Source organism: Streptomyces sp. NPDC058579, assembly GCF_042718575.1.
GTDB lineage: Bacteria > Actinomycetota > Actinomycetes > Streptomycetales > Streptomycetaceae > Streptomyces.
Map to the genome: position 1 here is coordinate 13,344 of NZ_JBHXPI010000049.1, position 20,345 is coordinate 33,688.

General features: G+C 68.7%; 16 protein-coding genes and 1 pseudogene. 10 read left to right on the top strand and 7 right to left on the bottom strand.

Annotated elements, in window-relative coordinates; all coding sequences use genetic code 11:
- Positions 1-245: 245 nt before the first annotated feature.
- The gene (locus tag ACFWRO_RS32595; protein ID WP_384516821.1) at positions 246-809 is read right to left on the bottom strand and encodes a hypothetical protein; all 564 of its coding nucleotides are present in this window, start codon (positions 807-809) and stop codon (positions 246-248) included.
- 859 nt (positions 810-1,668) lie between these two features.
- Between ACFWRO_RS32595 and ACFWRO_RS32600 the strand changes: the two genes are divergently transcribed.
- From ACFWRO_RS32600 to ACFWRO_RS32610, 3 genes and pseudogenes are all read left to right on the top strand, one after another.
- A complete protein-coding gene (locus ACFWRO_RS32600; RefSeq protein ID WP_384516824.1) occupies positions 1,669-1,953 on the top strand; it encodes a hypothetical protein in 285 nt (94 codons plus the stop codon).
- Between the two features lie 87 nt (positions 1,954-2,040).
- Positions 2,041-2,121 (top strand): annotated as a pseudogene (locus ACFWRO_RS32605) (AAA family ATPase); the annotation flags it as partial.
- 1,198 nt (positions 2,122-3,319) lie between these two features.
- On the top strand, positions 3,320-4,012 hold the full coding sequence (locus ACFWRO_RS32610) for a hypothetical protein (RefSeq protein WP_384516827.1): 693 nt from the start codon (positions 3,320-3,322) through the stop codon (positions 4,010-4,012).
- A 56-nt stretch (positions 4,013-4,068) separates the two neighbouring features.
- On the opposite strand, the gene ACFWRO_RS32615 is transcribed toward ACFWRO_RS32610, so the two are convergent.
- Positions 4,069-4,863 carry a DUF4253 domain-containing protein gene (locus ACFWRO_RS32615; RefSeq protein ID WP_384516830.1) on the bottom strand — a complete coding sequence of 265 codons (795 nt, stop codon included), beginning with the start codon at positions 4,861-4,863 and terminating at the stop codon, positions 4,069-4,071.
- Positions 4,864-5,291: 428 nt separating this feature from the next.
- Positions 5,292-5,951, bottom strand: a complete 660-nt coding sequence (locus tag ACFWRO_RS32620) for an MSMEG_1061 family FMN-dependent PPOX-type flavoprotein (protein ID WP_384516833.1) — start codon at positions 5,949-5,951, stop codon at positions 5,292-5,294.
- 292 nt (positions 5,952-6,243) lie between these two features.
- Between ACFWRO_RS32620 and ACFWRO_RS32625 the strand changes: the two genes are divergently transcribed.
- Positions 6,244-6,681, top strand: a complete 438-nt coding sequence (locus tag ACFWRO_RS32625) for a transposase family protein (RefSeq protein ID WP_384516836.1) — start codon at positions 6,244-6,246, stop codon at positions 6,679-6,681.
- 498 nt (positions 6,682-7,179) lie between these two features.
- Entirely contained in the window at positions 7,180-8,277 is a 1,098-nt protein-coding gene (locus ACFWRO_RS32630) for a barstar family protein (protein WP_384516839.1), read from the top strand.
- A gap of 898 nt (positions 8,278-9,175) precedes the next feature.
- Here the strand turns inward: ACFWRO_RS32630 and ACFWRO_RS32635 are convergent.
- Complete coding sequence (locus ACFWRO_RS32635; RefSeq protein ID WP_384516842.1) at positions 9,176-10,324, bottom strand: ROK family protein; 1,149 nt, start codon at positions 10,322-10,324, stop codon at positions 9,176-9,178.
- 642 nt (positions 10,325-10,966) lie between these two features.
- On the opposite strand from ACFWRO_RS32635, the gene ACFWRO_RS32640 reads away from it, so the two are divergent.
- The 4 genes from ACFWRO_RS32640 to ACFWRO_RS32655 all read left to right on the top strand — a co-directional run bounded on the left by ACFWRO_RS32640 (position 10,967) and on the right by ACFWRO_RS32655 (position 15,896).
- Positions 10,967-11,995, top strand: a complete 1,029-nt coding sequence (locus ACFWRO_RS32640; RefSeq protein ID WP_384516845.1) for an ABC transporter permease — start codon at positions 10,967-10,969, stop codon at positions 11,993-11,995.
- A 2-nt stretch (positions 11,996-11,997) separates the two neighbouring features.
- Positions 11,998-12,930: a carbohydrate ABC transporter permease gene (locus ACFWRO_RS32645; RefSeq protein ID WP_384516895.1), complete on the top strand. Its 933-nt coding sequence runs from the start codon at positions 11,998-12,000 to the stop codon at positions 12,928-12,930.
- A gap of 108 nt (positions 12,931-13,038) precedes the next feature.
- The gene (locus ACFWRO_RS32650; RefSeq protein ID WP_384516848.1) at positions 13,039-14,697 is read left to right on the top strand and encodes a hypothetical protein; all 1,659 of its coding nucleotides are present in this window, start codon (positions 13,039-13,041) and stop codon (positions 14,695-14,697) included.
- Complete coding sequence (locus ACFWRO_RS32655; protein WP_384516851.1) at positions 14,694-15,896, top strand: Gfo/Idh/MocA family protein; 1,203 nt, start codon at positions 14,694-14,696, stop codon at positions 15,894-15,896. The genes ACFWRO_RS32650 and ACFWRO_RS32655 overlap by 4 nt, the downstream gene beginning before the upstream one ends.
- Positions 15,897-16,091: 195 nt before the next feature.
- Here ACFWRO_RS32655 and ACFWRO_RS32660 read toward each other — a convergent pair whose 3' ends face one another.
- The 3 genes from ACFWRO_RS32660 to ACFWRO_RS32670 form a co-directional block, all read right to left on the bottom strand.
- Positions 16,092-17,609: a SpoIIE family protein phosphatase gene (locus tag ACFWRO_RS32660; RefSeq protein ID WP_384516853.1), complete on the bottom strand. Its 1,518-nt coding sequence runs from the start codon at positions 17,607-17,609 to the stop codon at positions 16,092-16,094.
- A gap of 568 nt (positions 17,610-18,177) precedes the next feature.
- The gene (locus ACFWRO_RS32665) at positions 18,178-18,471 is read right to left on the bottom strand and encodes a YkvA family protein (protein WP_384516856.1); all 294 of its coding nucleotides are present in this window, start codon (positions 18,469-18,471) and stop codon (positions 18,178-18,180) included.
- A 499-nt stretch (positions 18,472-18,970) separates the two neighbouring features.
- Positions 18,971-19,744, bottom strand: a complete 774-nt coding sequence (locus tag ACFWRO_RS32670; protein ID WP_384516858.1) for a restriction endonuclease — start codon at positions 19,742-19,744, stop codon at positions 18,971-18,973.
- Between the two features lie 130 nt (positions 19,745-19,874).
- On the opposite strand from ACFWRO_RS32670, the gene ACFWRO_RS32675 reads away from it, so the two are divergent.
- A complete protein-coding gene (locus tag ACFWRO_RS32675; RefSeq protein ID WP_384516861.1) occupies positions 19,875-20,270 on the top strand; it encodes a hypothetical protein in 396 nt (131 codons plus the stop codon).
- Positions 20,271-20,345 lie beyond the last annotated feature (75 nt).

A 20,345-nucleotide genomic window follows, 5' to 3' on the forward strand; every position in this document is an offset into this window, starting at 1 on the left:
GAATTCCATCCGGAACATGGCGTGAACAAGTCGTGTAGACGCTCGTTCGATTGTCTGATGTGGAGGGGTCGGACAAGTTCTTCACTAAGCAACTAAGAACAAGATCTACGCCTGAACAATGACCCTGTGGCGAGTTCCTCCGGCCTTCATCGCGCCCTCCGCGGCTGGACTGGACGCTCTGTGGAACAAGCTCGACGCAACCCGGCTCGACACTGGCGGGTGCCGGGCGTCGGGTCGGTGCGACGTCAGGAACGGAAGGGGTTGCGCAGGTAGGTCAGGTCCAGCTCGCCGGTGTTGTCGAAGTATGTGGAGACCAGCAGTGCGGGATCGGTGACGATCACCCCCGCCTGGAGCGCGCTGCCGTCGTTTCCGTCGTCCCAGGCCCATGGTGCGTGTGCCGCGTTGTCCGTGCCGCCGGCGAGGGCGAGGCCGAGTCCGAGCGTACCGCTGGTGGACTCGGCGCAGGTCAGGTCGACGAGTCCGTAGGTCGCGGCGCGGTCGTTGCCGCCGGCGGGTACGGAGCCCTCTCCGCGGCTCGGACGGTAGACGATGCCGTCGCCGCCGGGGAACTCCGCCCCGTCCCAGGCGCAGGCGCCGTGGCCGCGGGCCTCCTGGAAGCTCGTCGGGTGATCGTCGCTGTCGAAGCCCTGCATCACCACGGAGGCGTCGATGTTCTCCTGGCCGTCGGTGAAGGGGCTGCCGGGCGGCGTGTACGAGTAGAAGTTATCGTGGGCGAGCGTGACAACGGCCTCCAGCCTGCCGTACGCGCTGTCATCCTTGCGTACCCTCCACCTGCCCCTCCATGTCATTCTCGTGCGAGAACAAGTTGAGCGGGGAGTCCTTCCAGTCCCGGGGGTGGAAGAAGGCGTACGTCAGGTACCAGTGGGTGCTGGTCTCGGCGACCGAGTAGTAGACCGTTCCCTTCAACGCGCCGCATGGGCCCCGAGGTTGTCCCAGTTCGAGCGTGTTCCAGTTGCCGTCGAAGTCGACGGGAGCGAGGTAGTCCGCCCGGTAGTTCGACGACGAGCTGTCCTGGTAGTGGATGGGGGCCCAGCGGTAGGCGAGTTCGTGATCGCGAGGCGCGGCTGGGCGGGTGCCGGTGCGAGGAACAGAGCGGCGAGGGCGGCAGCGGACACAGTCGTGAGAACGGTTCTCCAGCGTGGCATGGACCCCTCCAGGATTCGGGAACGTCCGTATCCCGAATGCCGGTTCGCCGCAGTGACAGACAGTCCGGCGACTGTTCACCCACGCCCCACCAGCCACGGCGCTACTCACCGTCGGCCGTTCACTTGGTAGCACCCCAGCGACCTCCGCGCCTACGTGAGCTTGGCCTGTGGATTCCCGGTTGACGCCGCGGTCAAGGCCCGCACGGGCGCCTCCGTACAGCGCGCCCCGGTTCACCATCTACGCCGAAGGGGGGACGCTGAGCCCCGCACGATCGGCCGGCTCGGCGAACTCATCCAGGGCGCCTGTGCCGCCCTCCAGGGCCTCTGACTGTCCGAGGCCGCACCATACAAGGTGAGGTGGAAGTCGGTGAAGCGAACGAATCCAGATGGGCTTTTCCGTTGTGCGGAGCGCCGGGGTGTCTGCCGGTGGGCCGCAAGAGTTCGTCGGGACGGGTCGCTACGATGACCTGGTGACAGGCGTGACGGTGGCAGGGGCCGGGTCATGAGTTTCTTCAGTGGAGTCGAGGACCTCGAACTCTTCCTTTCGCGCAGCCGTGTGTTGACGGTTGCGTCGGTACCGGTCTGTGTCGGCGCGATGGTCTTCTTCCTCAGAGAGGAAGGCTGGCGCTTCAGCCTGCTTCTGTGCGGTGTGCTTCCGTTGATCGCGGCCTACCTTGGGATTCGTGGTAAGCGCGAGATCCGCGGAGGGCTGGCCGCAGCGGGGGTCGCTCTCGCCGCGGTCACACTTCCGTTGGCCCTCGTCCTGGCACGACTCGAAGGGGCGTAGGAGGGTTTTCCGGCCCCCGCGGCTGAAGTTGGGGGCGCTTCTCGAAGGACCGCAGCGGCTGGTTGTCCGCGTCCGCGCTTCGATCTGCTGCTCTGCATCGACGAACTCGGCTGCAGGGAACTCGACCGCCGGGGCGCCGAACTCCTCTTCCAGGTCCTGCGCGAACGCTGAGGACGCTCCGTGAAATTGGCTCTGACCGCGCTTGCATGAGCGGTTGATCTTGTCGGTCGTGGGTGGCTGGTGGGGCATCCTGGTGCGACGGATGATGTCGAGGCGACATGGCAGTCGTGGCTGTCCGGACTCGCTCCGTCGAAGCGGGCCGCGGCGGAGTCGCTTCGGACGCAATTCGAGGCTCTCGGTGCGGCTGACGCTCCGGATTGGGCCAGGTCGGAGATCGATGAGAACCAGCCGCAACTGGCACGCTTCGTGCTGCCGTTCCCTGTGGCGTGGTGCGATCGACGGCTGGGCAGGCCCCGGAGCCATGGAATAAGTGGCGGCGGCTCGGCGCCTGCTGGAGGCACGGGCGGACAACGACGACCTGGTGCTCCTGGCTTGGGCCGTTGCGTACGAAGCCGTCTTCGCTGCGGTCGACGAGCTCGATTGCGGCGGGGACGTGAACGTGTCCGGTACTGATGTCGGCTGGCTGGTCATGGGGGGGGGAGGAGACCTCGGTCAGGACTGCGATGTCGGCGTCCTCGTGGCTGGCGATCCACTGGGCCTGGCGGGGCGAGCGTTCCTGGGAGGCGTGCTGGGCGTTGAACAAAGCAGCCGCGCGGCGTCGGTGGCCGGCTGGTGCGCGGGTTTGTCGGAGGCGAGCAGGGACAGCTGCTCCGCGGCGGGGGTCATCGGTCGGATCCGTTCTCGTCGAGGAAGACCTCGTTGTGCATGTCCAGGTTCTGCCCCGCGCCAGTGGCAGCAGGCCCACGCCGAGCCTGCTGGTATCACGCGCAGAATCTGCGCAACCCGGCAGAGGTCACACGGTGACCCCGCCGACGGGTGGTGCACTCCGCTTGATGGCCTGCGTGTAACTGCGCTGTCCGCTTCAGCGGCATATGCTGCGTGGCCTTCAGCCGGTCCTGGAACAACCGGCCGACCGCACGGTACGCGAGCGAATGCGACGTACTGCACCGCACGTTCGTCCCGAACCGGGCCTTAGACGTCGTCTCATTTGGTGAGTCTGATCCAGCGGTGCCGGCCCAGTCGTTGTGAGAACTCGACGCCTTTGCGAGCGATGCGGTGGGTGATGCCGCGTCTACCGTGCCCATGAAGATGGCACTCGGAAGGCCGGACCGGCCGTTGCTTCGGCGCTATCGTCTGCCGGACAAGATCTGTACGCCCGGGGGGTGTCTTGAGACAGCGGTTTCTCATGAGCGCCGCAGCCACGCTGCTGGTGGCGCTGGCTGGTTGTACTTCGGGGGCGGAACAGCCGCGGGAGGCCTCGAAACACGCGGCCGTGAAGCCCTCGGTCGCTCCACGACCGACAGTCAAGCAACGGCCATACGACAAGATGCCGGCGCGGCCGCTGGGCAAGGCGGCGGCTGGCGGCGGTGACCGTGCTTTCCTGCGCGCGGCATTCGCGATCCAGACACCGGCAGGACACGAGGTTCCACCAGCCGAGGAGGTGGTCGTGATCCATCGCCTGGACGCCAAGAACGGGGAGTTGGCCTGGATGCGTGACGGGCGCACCTTCTGCTACGGCAAGATCCGGGAAGGCTACAGCTCGTACACGTGCGGCCAGCTCCCTGAGACGGCACCGGCGCCCGGACTGCTTCTCACGCTCCCGGGCGAGCATGACCGGGTGACCAGCGAGGACAATCTCGACGAGGTCCGCAACGTGAGCTTCGTGATCGCCGAGGGTGGCCCGGAGCGTTTCGACCACGTCAAGCGCAGTAAGGGGATGGGGCCGGTGCATCAGGCGGTCGCGAAGTTCCCCTCCGGCCGGATGGTCACCTTCCTCACATTCGACTACCCCGGGCACGGATTTGAGTTGGACCCGGAGGCCGAGATCTGCAGGAGCGACCAGAAGGTCTGCTTCCCCTCCGAGCCCGTGCCGTACTGACAGGACGGTGTGTGCGGCAGTTGGCCGCACACCGCCCTATGGGGCTCCAGTCTGTTTCAGTCCCACCAGAGTGACCACATCGTCGAGCGGGCCATCGTGTCGCCGGTCTCCACCGGATCGTGCACGGTGTCAATGCAGTAGGCGTGCAGTTCCGCGGCAGCCTGCGCGGCGCCCCGCGGGTCCAGGGGCGGCCGGTCGACGACCAGCTCCAGGTAGGGGCCCATGGCGAAGAAGAGCTCGGCGCCCCACTGCTCGTGCCAGCGACGCAGGAGCGCGGAGGCGTCGAGGGGTGTCAGGCCACGGTTGCCGTATCCGGACCAGTTCCACGTCGTGTAGACGAATGGCAGAAGCACCGGAACCTCGTAGCCGCCGCGCGCGCCCACGAGGTGCACCCACCGCAGGTCCTTCTCGAAGAAGTCCCGGGTGCCGGTCGCCCACTGCGACACCCCTCGCAGCGGCCGTTCCACCGGCGGTGCGAGCAGTGGTGCCAGCCGGTCGGGGTCGTAGTCGGACCGCCAGAGGTCCGGGTCGTCGTCCACGTTGGCGACCTCCTCCACCGCCCACCGGCAGGCCGACACCAGTATGGACGCCGCCCTCGCGTCGTGGTCCTGGCAGACGGCTTCGCCGACCCACTGCTCCAGCACACCGGCGTCGCGCCCCGACTCTCGGCGCCCCTCGGCCATACCGGTCGGCGAGCTCAGTGTGATGTACGGCCACCAGCCGGTCTCGCTATGCCGGCCGCGCCACTCCTCCCACACCTCCCGTGCCCGCTCGCGCGGCACGCGCACTCCGAGGACCTCGACACCCGCCGCCGTCACAGCCCGTTCGACCTCAGCTGTGGGAAAGCGCATCCGCAAAAGACGAAGGAGATCATCGGAGGAAAGAAGCGGCCGGTGAAGGAACGATGTCATGAGATCAGGACCCTAAACGCCACCGGCACGACTCGCACCCCAGCACCTCCACCTCGTCGCGGCAGTGGTCCGGCCGAACCGAGACTCCCTCCGGACCGGTAGCTCTCTAACGAAGGCAGCCGTCGTCACCGCTGACGCAAACCACCTCACCCTGAGCCTGGCGACCCTCCATCGCTGCCTGAACGAGTCCAGGACGCGTGTGCCCCTCCCGCACGAGGCGAAGGTTCGAGCGCCACTGTCTGTACCGCCGGGCTTCGCGCTCCTCACCAAATGAGAGGGGGTCTTACGGGCTGACCCGCGATTGATCTTGGGGCGTGCTGGTCCGGGGGTTCGGCGGGCTGGTGGTGTGGCAATGGCTGGTCGGCCTGTTACTCGTACCGGTACTTCAGCGAGTCCGCCTCCGCCTGCTCGATGTCGGCGATCGTCAGCTCCGGCATTTGCAGCTGGGCCAGCGTGACCTCGGCCGAGGTTGGCTGGGCGTCCGCCGGCAGCCACTGCTCCGGCTTCCAGGCTCCGCTGCGCAGGAGCGACTTGGGGCAGTGCGGGTAGACCTCCTCGATCCCCAGCACCAGCGCACTGGCTGGTGGCTTGCCCACGGCGGTCAGCTGCGACAGCAGTTCCGGGCGGGTGGAGACGCAGGCCCGGCCGTTCACCCTGAGCGTCGTGGTGCGCCCCGGGATGACGAACAGCAGTCCGGCCCGTCCGGTGGCGATGACGTTCTGCAGGGTGTCCAGACGCTTGTTGCCGGTCGCGTCCGGTATCGCCACCGTCCGTGTGTCCAGGACGGCGACGAACCCGGCGGGGCCGCCGCGCGGGGAGACATCGCAGTTGCCCTCGGCGTCGGCGCTGGCGACCAGGACCAGTGAGGAGCATCCGATCAACCGCCGGGTCTGCTCGGTGAGTTCGGTCATCTGCTTCCGCATGGCCGTGTCCTTGGGCAGTTCGTAGACCCGGCGCAGCGCCTCCTGATCCGGCACGGCGTCGAGGCGGAGCGAGTCAAAGGCACTGCCGGCAAAGAGCGTTGTCATGCCCCCGACCCTAATGGGCCGACCTGCGATTGATCTTGGTGGGTGAGTACGCGGACAGAGGGAATCCCGCGCGAGTTGTCTGGTGCGTGAAGATCAGACAGGCCCGCGCGGCCATGTCCCGTCCTGCCTTCTGCGGGCTGTCGCGCCAGCATCTGGGCGAGTTGGTCGCGGAACTCGCCCCGCGTCGGGTGGCACGCTGTGAGTCCGGGCGCCATGAGCGATGTGAGGGCGACCGTCGGCGGGAGGCGGGGGCCGAGTCTAAGTACGAGCTGGTTTTCACGACCGGCTCCTGGTGACACTGGTCCATCTGCGGACTGGGCTCACCCAGGAGGCGTTGGGCGTGCTCTACGACGTGGGGTCCTCCACGATCGGCCGGGCGATCGGGGAGGTCCGCCCGCTGCTGGCGGACCGTGGGTTCGCTGTTCTCGACCGCCCCGGAATCCGGCTGCGCACTCTGGCGGAGGTGTTTGCCGACCCCGCGGCCGAGGGCGTCACCTTGCGGATCGACGGGATGGAGACCCAGGTGCGCCGCCCACACGCAGGCCGTGGCGGCCGAGGGGCCTTCATCTCCGGCAAGCGCAGGCAGAACACCGTCAAGACCACCACGATCAGCGACGGTCAGGGCCGCGCCCTGTGGTCCGGAGCCCAGCGCCCAGGCCGGATGCACGACCAGCCCGCCGTGCGCACCGAGGGCATCGCCGAGCAGTTCCACCGGCATCCTGACATGTGAAGGTCAAGGTCGACGACGGCTACCGCGGCTTGGCCAACGAGTTCCCCGACCAAGTCAGCGCCCCGCCCAAGAAACCGAAGGGCATAAAGGCCCCGAACGAGGGGCCCGTTACTGAGCGGTGCGGCTGGCGCGAGATGAAACGCCGCCAGTCCTCCCGCCGGATCTGTGTCGAGCACGCTAACGCCGAAGTCCGGCAGTGGCGCCCGCTCCAGTGGTACACCGGCCGCCGACGAGACCTATGGTGAGACTCACCTCGCCGTCGCCGCTTTGGTCTCCGACCGCGCCGCCAAGCGGCCCACCCAGCACAAACCCAGCACCGAGCTGGTGCACATTCGCATCGATGCCTGCTGAACCACAACCCAGGCGAACCCGCAGGCCAACACACCCCAAGATTCGAGAGAGATGACATCGAGTCGTTCCGACTGACACCGACACGTGCGCCGCCAGTCAGGAACGGCCCTTACGGCCCTGGCCTCGTCGTCCGAACGTGGTCGCGGCATGATTTCCGCTGTGCATGAAGACGAGAAGGCGCGCGGGAGCGCGCCCTACGCGCTGACCGAGACGGAGCATGGCCATGTCTGGGGCGTCTGTGCCGAGGTGGAGGGGCTGTTCGGAGATTCCCAGCGCGGGACGTACGAGCTGTTCGGCTGGGTTCCGGAGGGATCCGGCGTGCCTGCTTGGGCCGGCAGCAGGGTGTGGCTGGTGCCGGAGGACGAGGCGTTCGATGCCTGGCTGCTGGAGGACGCGGAGAGTTTGGGGCAGCCTCCCGGGATGGACAGTCTGGTGCTCACCGGCCTGGACGACTACGAAGGTCCGCCCGAGGGGTACAGGGGTCGCGTTCGCGTGCACGACGGGCATCGCTGGCTGGGCTCCTGCCGGGAATTTACCCGCATCCTGTCGCCCGACCAGATGCCTGCACCGATTGTCCTGCGAGGGCTTGCCCAGAGTGATCAGCTCAGGGCGGCATTGACGAAGGGCACCCGGCGGGCGCTGGATCTGGAGGAGGCCGCGCTGGAAATACGGGACGGCCGAGGCGAGCTGCTCACCGATCGGCTGCTGTGGGCCACGATCAGCGCCTGGCGCCCATCCTCCTGCGGAGCGGACCTGATCGACCTTGAGCTCGACGGAGGCCGTTTCACACCGGTCCCCGAATACGCTCGGCCGATCTGGGAGCGGTGGCTCGCTAGACCACCGGCCGCCGTGAACACCTGGGCCGGTCTCGACACCCGCCGCCGCGGGGCCTGGCATGGCCTTGTGCGCGAGCGGGCCTGTCGACGATCCCACCGTGACCGGCCAGCCGGCCACGCCTACGAACTCGACGGCCGGTACATCACCGACGAACCAGGTCTCTATCTGGCGCTCGGCGAGGCGGTCAACGGCCCCGGCGGCTACTTCGGCGGCTGTCTCGCCGCCCTCGACGATTGTCTGCGCGGCACCTTCGGCTACACCGCCCCCGCCGCCTTGCTCTGGCGAGACGCCGCGACCGCGCGCGAGCACCTGTCCCACGCCCTCACACCGGACGGCCAGCCCTACGACCTGTTCACCGCGGTCCTTGAAACCCTGGCCGAGGGTGGCATGGACGTCACCTTGGCATGAGCCGCTGTCAGATCGGTGCCTTCGACCCTACCCGTCGCCCTCCTCCCTCTGGCGATCGTTCCGAGCAAGCTGCCGGCTTCGGCATTCGCAATTCCTTTGGTTTCCGGCCCCTGGCCGAAGGGCGCGGGTTCCCGCATGACGCCTCGGATGGGCTGCGCAGGGACTTCTTGGCCCACGGCGACCCGGGCGACGTGCACGGAACCACCTGGCTGACCTGGCCTGAGGTCGAGGCCACCGACTGGCAGGAGACAGACGCCTCCGGCACTCGAAGCCGCGCCGCAGCCGCGGGGACCCACACCAACTGGGGTCGGTCTGGCGCGTGATGTCCTTCCTCAGCAAGGTCCACGGCCCGGACACCGTACGCCTCGTCGTCTGGTTCCGCTGACACCCGACTGAGCGCTCCAGTTGGCGAACGGTGCCAGCTGGAGCGCTCAGTTACACCCGAAATGGCTTGTCCCAAGGTCGGACGTCGACCAGGATCGCCTCATGATCATCAGAAAGGGCCATGCCTTCTAGGCGCCCCGCTCTGCTCTCCACCGCTCGCCATGCTGTCGGCTGTTTCCACAGCCACCGCCACAGCCAAAGTCACAGCCACCGCGGCCTGCGGCCGGCACCCGGTCCAACAGGCGACAGCGGCCGGGCACATGATGGTCGTGACTACGCGACCAAGCTGGCCCCGCCTCCCCGCCCACGGGGCAACCCTGGCCCTGGGAATGCTGCGTCTGCGCCGAGGCGCTGCGGTCGTAAGGGCAGCTCCGTCCACCAGCCCGGCTTATCGACCCGGCAGTCCGCCGGTACGCGACCCGGTAGGTGAGGGCCTGCACTTTATGCAATCTGTCAGAGTTAATACCTCGGGCGGGGCCGCGCTGCGACGGCTGCCTTGTGCCGGACGCGGCCGCTATGCGGTAGTGACGTCCGGTCTGTTGGCCAAGGCAATGTCGGATTCCGAGTGCTCGAGCGCCAGTCTCGCCGCGCCGATGGCCACCGAGTCGCTGCCCAGGCCGGACGCCACGACCTTGGGCGGGTAGAGGCAGGCGCGGTTCAGGTGTTCCTGGATCGGCTCGACCAGCGGGGCTCCACCGCTCGCCAGCGAGCCTCCGATGATGACCATCTCCGGGTCGAACGGGCCCACGACCGTCACCAGGCCCTCCGCAAGGCCGACGGCGAGCGCGGTCACGGCCTCCGCGGCCCGTGCGTCGCCCGCGGCGGCCTGTCCGAAGGCGAACTCCGCGGCCTGTGCCGGCGAGCGCAGCTCTCCCGGCTCGACCGCCATGGCGTAATCCAAGACGGAACCGAAGACCTGCCACAGACCGCTGGCGTGCTCCCCGATCTCGCCGGAAGCCGAGTGGGCCCCGCGGTACGGCTTGCCTCCGATCAGCATGCCCAGCGACATCCGGTTGCCCGCGAAGAGGTACAGCACGTCCATGCGGTCGACGGCCGCGCCGCGCCACTGCTCGGCCAGGACGGCTAGCCGGACGTCGTTCTCGACGACGACGGGCGCCGAGATCCTGCCCGACAGTTCGTCCTGCAGGGGGAGACCCGACCATCCCGGCAGGACGGAGCTCTTCACCACGCGCCCGGTGCCGTCGACCACTCCGGTGGTGCCCACCCCGACGGCCATGGGGCGGCGGCCCAGCTCCTGCGAGCACTCGGCGATGAAGCGCTCGATCGCGTCCAGGCGCTCGTCCACGGTCATGTCGGGGAAGATCGCCGCCTTGCGGGACTGGGTGACCCGCCCGCCCAGGTCGACCCCGACGGCCTGCAGCCGGTAGGCGCCCACGCTCACTCCGAGCACGCTTCCGGCCGACGCGCGGAACCGGTAGAGCTTGGCGGGACGGCCGCGTTGACCGCGCTCCTGGCCGCACTCCTCGGCCCACCCCTGCTCCAGCAGCTCGTCCATGATCGTCTCGACCGTCGGCCTCGAGACCTGTACCTGCTGGGCCAGCTCGGTCAGGGTCGCGGCCTTCATGCTGTGCCGCAGGACGCGGAGGACGGCGGCGGAGTTCAACCGTCGCAACAGGGAAGCGTCACCGCCGTGCTGGTTCATGCAGGCATCCTACTTACGAAAGTTCACAGGGAAACCGTTTGCGCTGCGGATTTCGTGATCGCCTACCCGGGCGAAGCCTGCGAGCCCCCGGAGGGAAGGCCGCGCAGGGGTTCTGTAGGCCGCGCAGGGCGCAGTCGTGACCGTCGAGGAAGAGTGCCCGGCGAGGTCCGAGGGTGACTTAGCCAAAGTGTTTGCGTATAGGTCTTGACCATGGCGCGGCCCGCCCTGTTGACTCCTGCCGCATCGGCACCGAGCCCGAACGTGTCGAGCCGACGCCGCGTTCCAGGCGGCGGCCCGCTGGTCACCGGCGAGGCGATCGGCGGCAACCCGTTCCGGATTGGCTGAGGCGGCGACACCTGTGATGAGCACGACGAATGCGTCCGCGACCCGGCACGGCCCGGGCACGATACGGACCCTCCCGACGGAGCCCCTGAGGTGTCGGCCCCGCGCAGGCCGGGCGGTGGTGACGCGCGACCCGGTCGGCCCGCGCGTCCCGCCGGGATCCCGAGGACCGACGCAAGCACCGTCGGGATCCCGAGGACCGACGCAAACACCGTCGGCCCCGGGCGTCTCTCTCCTCACCCACGCCACAACACCCCGGCCGCCCGCCGGAGTTCTCCCCGCTCCCACTCGCCGCAGGAGGTGAACGTGTCGGCCACCCCATCGGCTTCGCCCCGTACGGACACGCCACACCCCGCTCCACCGCCCGACCGACATTCACGTTCACGCGACGAGGCCCGAGAGGCGGACGGTCGGCCCGCAGCCCGACGGCGCCTCCGCGACCGCCTGAAGCGCGACCGTATGCTCCTGCTTCTGTGCGTGCCCGGCATCCTCTACTTCGCGGCGTTCTTCTACCTGCCGCTGGCGGGCAACGTCATCGCCTTCCAGGACTACCAGACCTACCTGGGCTACCGGCAGAGCCCCTTCGTCGGCTGGGCCAACTTCACCGCGCTCCTGGAACAGCCCGAGTTCTGGTCCGCCGTGTGGAACACCCTGGAGATCAGCTTCGTCCAGCTGTTCCTCTACTTCCCGGCGCCGATCGCCCTCGCGCTCTTCCTCAACTCCCTGATCAGCAGCAGGACCCGCCGGCTCATGCAGACCGTGGTCTACCTGCCGCACTTCCTGTCCTGGGTCGTGGTCGTGGGAATGTTCCAGCAGGTCTTCGGCGGCGCGGGCACGGTGACCAGCCTGCTCAACGACAACGGCATCCCCGTCGGCAACATCATGAACAACCCCGACACGTTCATCCTGCTGCTCACCTCCCAGGCCGTCTGGAAGGACGCAGGGTGGGGCGCCATCATCTTCCTCGCGGCGATGGCCTCCATCGACAACTCGCTCTACGAGTCGGCCGCCATGGACGGCGCCGGCCGACTGCGCCGGATGTGGCACATCACGCTGCCCGGCATCCGCCCCGTGATGATCATGCTGCTGATCCTGCGCCTCGGCGACATCCTCTCCGTCGGCTTCGAGCAGATGCTCCTCCAGCGTGACGCGGTCGGCGCCGAGGCGGCGGAGGTGCTCGACACCTACGTCTACTTCCACGGCGTCGTGGACGGCGACTGGGGCATGTCCACCGCCGCAGGCCTGATGAAGGGCGTCATCGGATTCATCCTGATCGTCCTCGCGAACAAGCTCGCCCACCGCCTCGGTGAGCAGGGGGTCTACCGATGAGCATGCTGTCAATCTCGACGATCCTCGACAGGAGCCGACGCGGCCGCCGCCCCGCCGAGCGCCCCGTGTGGATGGAACGGCCCACCCCGTGGGGCCAGGGGCTCAAGCTGCTGGTCAGCGTCGCGATGATCGTCGCCGTCGGCTATCCGTTCCTCCTCGCCATCGGCACCAGCCTGGCCACCAAGGCCGAACTGGCGGCGAACGGCGGCTACGTGCTGCTGCCCACGGATCCGACCCTCGAGGCGTACCGGGTGGTGCTCTCCGGCGGCGTGGTCACGCGCGCGGCGCTGGTCAGCATCGGCATCACCGTCGTCGGCACCGCACTGAGCCTGGTGTGCACGACCTGCCTCGCCTACGGTCTCTCGCGCCCCGGGACCCTGGCCGGCAAGCCGCTGCTCCTCATCGTGGTGGGAACCTTCCTCTTCACCCCGGGCATCATCCCCAACTACCTGGTGGCGCAGGCCCTCGGACTGCTCGACACGTACGGCGCGATGGTCGTCCCCATCATGCTCAACGCCTTCAATGTCATCGTCGTGCGGGCCTTCTTCCAGGGCATCCCGGAGGAACTGCACGAGGCCGCCCGCCTCGACGGGGCAAGCGACCTGAAGGTGCTGCTGAAGATCGTGCTCCCCTTGTCCAAAGCGGTGATCGCCGTGGTCGGCATGTTCTACGCGGTCACCTACTGGAACAGCTTCTTCAACGCGATGCTCTACATCAACGACCCCGAGAAGCTGCCGCTCCAAGTCGTCCTGCGCTCGTACGTCCTCCAGGGCGACACGTTCAACGCCAAGGCGATGGGCGTCAGCGTGCTCCCGGCCAGCACCTCGCTGTCGATGGCGGTACTCATCCTCGCCGTTCTGCCGATCGTCGCGGTCTACCCGTTCCTGCAGAAGTACTTCACCAAGGGCGTCCTCACCGGCGCGATCAAGGCCTGAACCTCCGCCCGCCCTCCGGCCACGGCCGTCCCCCTGGCCCGTCGCCCCCTCCCACCCTCCCACCCCTCTCCCGTCCCCTCGGCTGCCGATCTTCGCTCAAGGAGAGCCATGTCTTCCAGAAACCTCAACCGTCGTGGATTCCTCGGCGCGGCCGGTGTCGCCGGCCTCACCGTCGCGGGAGGCGGCGGCCTTGCCGCCTGCACCAGTGGAACGGCCACCTCCGGCGGCGGGGCGGCAGCTTCGGCCAGGCTGAAGCTGCCGGCCTACGTGCCGGCGAAGGTCGCCGCGCCCGACCTGGCCGGCAACGGCCAGGGCCTGGACCCGGCGTACCTGCGCTACCCCGCCGACCCGGCCCGCAGCGTCTCCGCGATCCCCGGGGACGGACGGCCGGTCACCGTCCTGACGGAGACGTTCACCACCGCGGCCCCGGCGATGAACCGCAACGCCTACTGGCAGGAGCTCAACAAGCGGCTCGGGTCGGAGCTGCACATGACGATCGTCAACGGTCTCGGAGCCGAGGACGTCTACCGTGCGAAGTTCAACGCGACCGTCGCGGGCGGCGACCTGCACGACCTGATGTGGTTCCCGCCGAACCAGGGCCTGAAGAACGTCCCCGCCCTCCTCGCCGCGAAGTTCCACGACCTGACGCCATACCTCGGCGGCGACGCCGTCAAGAAGTACCCGAACCTGGCGAACATCCCCGACTTCGCGTGGCGGACCGCCGTCTTCAACGGCAGGATCTGGGGCGTCGCCGTTCCGTACGGCCGCATGGGCCAGGTCTACGTCGTCAACGAGGACTTCTGGAAGCCGGTCGGAGGCGCGCGCTTCGACAGTGCGCAGGACTTCCTCGACAAGTCCAAGGAACTCCTCGACACCAAGCGGAAGAAATACGTCCTGGAGCCCGCCTACGTCAACCACCTCAACCAGTTCGCCCTGTGGTACGGCGCCCCCAACGGCTGGCGGCTGGACGGCGACAAGCTCACCCACGCGTTCGAGACGGACGAGTTCTTCGCCGGACTCGAATTCGCCCTCAAGTGCCGGCAGGCGCAGCTCTTCTGGCCGGACCCCAACCTCGCCACGACCCTGGAGAAGCTGGAGGGCGGCTTCCTCGGCGCCCACGTCCAGTCCTTCCCCGGCTTCCTCAACGACAGCGCGATGTACGACTGGCCGGCCAAGGTCATCGTCCCCTTCGCCGCGGAACCGGGCGTCGAGCCGAGCTTCAACTTCGGCTACGGATCGGTCGGATTCTCCGCCATCAACAACAAGGTCCCCAAGGACCGCATCGAGACGCTGCTCCAGATCATGAACTACCTCTGCGCGCCCTTCGGCAGCGAGGAGCGCCTCTTCCTCGACTACGGCCTGGAAGGCACCCACCACACCCGCGCGAAGGACGGAGACGTCAGGCTCAACACGAAGGGCAACGCCGAGGTACTGACCACCCGGCAGGCGATCACCTTCTTCGGCAACGCTCCGCAGGCGCTGTACCTGCCAGGAAAACCGCAGGTCACCAGCGGCATCCACCAGACAGAGGTCGAGCTGATGAAGCTCGCCCGCGTCAACCCGACCACGGGTCTCTTCTCCGACACGAACTCGAACAAGGGCGCCTCCGCGTCCGGCGACTTCTACAGCGCCATCACGGACCTCGTGGCCGGCCGCAAGCCGCTGTCCTCCTTCAAGAAGGAGATCCTCCCCGCGTGGCAGCGGGCCGCGGGCAACGCGACGCGCCGCGAGTTCGAGAAGGCCATCGCCCAGGGCGGTGCCAAGTGACCGACGACCTCCGCATCGGCGTCATCGGCCTCGGACTGCGCCGCAACCTCGCCGACTCCGCCCACCGCCCCGGTCGGGGCTCGGTCGTCGCCGCCGTCGCCGACACCGACCCCGCAGTACGGGCCCGGATCACCACGCGCTTCCCCGGAGCGACGGCGTACGGCGACCATCGCGCGCTCCTCGACGACGACACCATCGACGCCGTGATCATCGCCACCCCCGATGACACCCACGAGGCCATAGCCTGCGACGCCCTGCAGGCGGGCAAGGCCACGTACGTGGAGAAGCCGCTGGGCATCACCGTCGAGCAGTGCGACAGGATCCTGCGCACGGCCCACGAGACCGGCAGCCGGCTCTATGTCGGGCACAACATGCGGCACATGGGCGTCGTCCGGCTCATGCGCGACATCATCGCCCGCGGCGACATCGGTGAGCCCAAGACCGTGTGGGTACGCCACTTCGTCTCGTACGGCGGCGACTACTACTTCAAGGACTGGCACGCCGACCGTCGCCGCACCACCGGACTGCTGCTGCAGAAGGCCGCGCACGACATCGACGTGATCCACTGGCTGGCCGGCGGGTACACCGAGCGCGTCAACGCGCTCGGGGACCTGATGGTCTACGGCGACCTACCGCGCCGTGAGCCCGGCACCCCGCGGCCGGAGGGCTGGCTGCGCGAGTTCGAGTGGCCGCCCGGCGAGCGCAGGAACCTGCACCACATCGTGGACGTCGAGGACGTGTCCGTGATGAACATGCGGCTGGACAACGGGGTGGTCGCCGCCTACCAGCAGTGCCACTTCAGCCCCGACTACTGGCGCAACTACACGGTCATCGGCACCGAGGGCCGCTTGGAGAACTTCGGCGACCGGCCGTGCGACGAGGTCCGCGTCTGGAACACCGGTCCGAGCGACTACCGCCCCGGCGCCGACGCGGTCCACCAGGTGCCCGACGCGACGGGCGGCCACGGCGGCGCCGACGAGAGGATCATCGAGGAGTTCTGCCGCTTCGCCCGCGAAGGCGGAGCGACGGACACCTCACCCGTCGCCGCCCGCATGAGCGTGGCCGCAGGGTTCATGGCAACGCGCTCGCTACGCGAGGGCGGTACGGCGCACCAGGTACCACCCCTGGACCCCACCCTCATCACCTACTTCGCATCCGGCCAGCACCGACCGACCCCGGCCCGAACGCCCCACCCATGACGGCCACACGGCGCCTCCTGACGGCCGCACGGTGCCTCCTGACGGCGCCTCCGGCCCGGCATCCCCGCCCCCGGGGGCTGCCGGGCCCGACCGGAGCACGGCCCCCGTCGCAGTCGGGCGGCACGGCCGGGCCACGCATTCCCGAAGGTGATCCTGGCAGGTGAGAAACCCCGTTTCACGGTTCTGCGACGCGCTTCAGCGCTCGTCGATCGCGCTGCTCGTGGGTTCGTGATTCGCCCGGACGATGAGGAGAGCCACGTCATCGTGGTCGCCTTCGCTACGCAGAGAACGCAGAAGAAGGTCGCATGTGGCGTCAAGCGATCGGTCCGGGTCGTCGAGGACGTCGAGAAGAGCGTTCAGGCGTACATCGATCGCCTGGTGTCGGGATTCGACGAGGCCGTCGGTGTACAGGATGAGCTGGTCGCCCGGTCCGACCTCGATGGCGGTGGTGGTGAAGGGAATGCCGCAGCCGCCCAGCGGTGCGCCCGTGGGCAGGTCGAGCAGCTCGCGCGTACCGTCCGGGTGGAGCAGTACGGGCGGCAGATGCCCGGCCAGGGAGATGTGGCATCGCGCCGCGCCGGGGTCGAAGACGGCGTAGACACAGGTAGCGATGGTGCCGAGGCCGTCCGTGATGTGGTCGAGGTGGTGCAGGACCTGGGCGGGGGGCAGATCCAGGTCGGCCAGGGTCCTCGTGGCGGTGCGCAGCTGTCCCATGGACGCCGCCGCTGTGACGCCGCTCCCCATGACATCGCCGACGACGAGGGCCGTCTTGTCGCTGTTCAGGGGAATGACATCGAACCAGTCGCCTCCGATCTCGATCGTGGCCTGTGCGGGGCGATAGCGGAAGGCGATGGTGAGCCCCGGTCGCTGGGGAGGGGGGCGGGGCAGCAGGCTGCGCTGGAGGGTGAGTGCGGTGTGGCGCTGTTCTTCCACGGCGCGGTGGCGATCGGTGACATCGACACTGGAGGTCGCCACGCCCAGCACTTTCCCGTTGGGGGCCTCGAGCCGGTAGAACGAGATCGACCAGGCGTGGTCATTGTCCGGGTCGGCCGCTGTGCGGCCGACGATGGTGTGGTCCAGGAGCGGGATCCCGGTGGCCAGGACCTCCCGCATGGCTCCCGTGAAGGATTCGTCGAGGAACGGCAGCACCTCGTGGACGTGCCGGCCGACATGCTCGGCGGCCGGCACACCGTTCATCCGTTCCTCCGCGGGGTTCACAGAGATGTAGCGGAGGTCGGTACCCAGCATGGCGAGACCGATCGGCGACTGCGACACCAGCTGGGCGGACAGCGCCAGGTTCCGTTCCACCCGCCGCACCGTCGCCTGGTCCGTGGCCAGCCCCAGGGCCCAGTATTCGCTCTGGTCGTCCTGCAGCCGCATGTTGCGGAACTCCACCAGCCGCGTGCTGCCGTCCTTGTGTCGGACGGGGAAGACGCCCGCCCAGCTCTCACCGTCCCGCATGACCTGCTCGAACAGCGCCAGCACCGCATCGCGGTGCTCCTCGTCGATCAGCAGCTGACCCGCGTACTGGCCCTGCGCCTCCTCGGTGCTGTAGCCGAAAAGGATCTCCGCCTGAGGGCTCCAAAGATCGATCCTGCCCTGGGAATCGAGAAGGACAGCAGCCACATTCAGCACGTCCAGCAAGCCACCCGGCGTTGACGGCACCACACCGGACGCGCCGGGATCGCCCTGGAAGGGTTCGGAGGCTCCCATTCCTCAGGCTCCTTTCGGCCGCCGATGCGGAGTGCTGTCTGCCGGAGCGGACGACGGCCAGCGCCGCGTCTGCCATCCCATCGTCCCGCGACTCCGCCCGTCCGTGCACTGCAACGATCCCGGAGGTACCCCGCTGGGGTAGGCGCCCGCCCCAGCGCTTGCCCGGGCGACCTGTCGAGCCGCCCCGCGGCGGCCCGCGGACCCCGCCGCCGAGCTCGACGGACGGCGTCCCAGCGATCAGCACCTCTGACGTGGGGACCCAACCTGGCTGATCGTCGGCGCCGCCGACACGCGCGTACTCCCGGCGGCGGATCTTGCGCTCGTACGGATAGATCTCCTGCCAGGTCAGGAGCGGGGCCCCGGCCGAGTCCTGTAGGACCGGCTGCTCGGGCCGTCGGTCGTCCACGCGCAGCCCCGCCAGCAGATCGTCGGCCCCGGCCCCCGCAGCCCCGGACGTCTCACTCCCGTACCGCCGAGGCCCTGACCGCCCGGGCCCGGACCGCTCACCCTCGTGCTCATCCATGACGAATCCCTACCCGCGGAACCAGGTCGCGATCATCGGAGAGACTCAGCCGAGCTGCCCTTTGCCGTCGGCCCCGCTGCGGGCCGCCGCCGCGTGCAGCGCCTTCAGGGCCACCAGGAGGATCCCGATGTCGTCCAGGTAGACCGGGTCGGGGATCAGGTCGATCGGCGAGACCGTGTAGAGGACCGCCGCCCAGAAGAGAGCCTTGGACTGCAGCGGGACACCGGCGTCCAGCAGCAGCCTGCGGGCCTTGAAGACGCGGACCAGTAGAACGGCCGCGCACACCGCCACCGCGACGAGGAGAACCACGGCCACGATCAGCCAAAGGGAGCTGTCCATGTCCGCTCTCCTACCCCGTTCCGCGCCGTGCGCGCCTCGATTCTTCCTCCTCACCGGAACGGCCCTTCGGGGGCACTCCTGGTTTGACCGGACGAAAAGCGGCAAGCCGAACCGCCAAGCCGGTCGGCGCCGAGCAGGGGAGCCGGGCCGCGCCGAGGCGCCCGACCATGTCACCAGCAGGAAGGACCGCTGGTGGAGGTGGGCACCGCATGAGCGCTCAGGAGGACACCGATCGGACGGGGAAGCCGCATCCCCGCGATCCGCAGGACCAGCAGGCTGCAGGACGGGGGACGACCCCTCTGTGGCGCCGCAGCCGGGCTGGCCCGACGCCGAGATGCCCAGGACCGACGTGGCGGGCACCGGCCGTAGGGGCCAAGGCGACGGGGACGAGGACTCCGCAGTGGACGGACCGGTGGACTACGCCCGACGCCTGCTTGCCAATGCCCCGATGTCCGAGGCCGTTCGCAGACCGCGGGGCGTGCACCGCCACAGGCGCGGCTCACTCCGGTGTGACCGGCGGGACTGTAGCGGTGGGCTCAGCGGAGGGCGCCTCCCAAGGGGGCGGGGTGATCTGGTCGGTCCCGGCGACCAGCCCGTCCCCGTCGCCGCAGACGAGCCCGCAGGCGGCGGCGTACTCGACAGCGGCCTCGGTGAAGGAGCTGTTGGTCACGAGGACGGCCACGTCCGCTTCGTGGATGGTGAAGCACGTGCCTCCGATCCGCTGCAGGTCCTGTGACCCGACGCGGTTGTCCTCCGCGTAGTGCTTGCACCGGAGGACGACACGCCGACCGTCCACGGTCACGGCGATCACATAGGCGCCCAGGTCGCCCGCCCCGCCGACCACTTCGACCGGGGTGCAGCCGTCCCGCGCGCAGAGTGCGGCGACGGTGTGCTCGAAGCTGTCTGCGTCGACCGCGGCGTGATCCAGGGCCTCGGTCCCGACATCGGGCAGCTCCAGCGTGGGGGCCACGTCGTCCGGCACGTCGAGCGGTTGGAAGGTGTCATGGTCCTGAGCGGGTGTCCTTCGCCTCCTGACCATCGCCGGCCCGACGGCGAGCACCCCGAGGAGGGCCAGCCCGACGAGGACGGCGACCGGCACCCCTGATCCGCGATTCCCCGCCACCTGGGCCGTCTTGACGAAGAGAGCCAGACCGCACCCGAGTATCCCCGCCAGCCCGATCGCCAGCACCAGGTCGCGCCCGATCCTCGTCGACCCACGCCCGAGCCTGACCCTGCCCACCCCGGTCCTCCCACCCTCCCCGTTCGTCTTCATCCGGGCCCCTCGCTGAAGTTGATCTTCCTGACAGAACGCCACATGTCCGTGAACGCGCGCTCGAAACGTGCGGGGGAGCGGGGCGGATAATGGGCTCTCCCCCCCCCGAACGACCGGAGACGAAGAATCCATGACGCTCACAGAAGGCCGGCGTGTAACGCTGGCGAAGGACCTGCGACTGACCGGACACGTCACCCGAGCCGACGGAGCCCAGCAGGACGCGGACTCGGCGGCAGGGTTCCTCGCACTGGGCGCGGGCATGACGGGCACCGTCGAGCAGGTGAGCGAGCACCGGCGAGTGAAGAGCCATGAGGTCCGCGAGTACGAACGGCTCACGTCGCTCTTCGACGACTTCGGCCACCAGATGCCCCCGGGCAGCAGGAAACAGCTGGAGGAGCAGATCGCCTCCCTAGAACCCGCGTGGAACGCCTACCGGGAAGCGTCGCATCGGGTGACGGTCCGGGTCCGTCTCGACAACGGCTTCGTCCTGGACGAGGCACCCGGGGATGCCTTCACCATCCTCTGATCGCCCCGGTCACCCCTTCACCCCCGGCCGGGCTCGGGGTGGCGGCGCGTCGGAGCAGGCGGGTCGAGGTGGCGG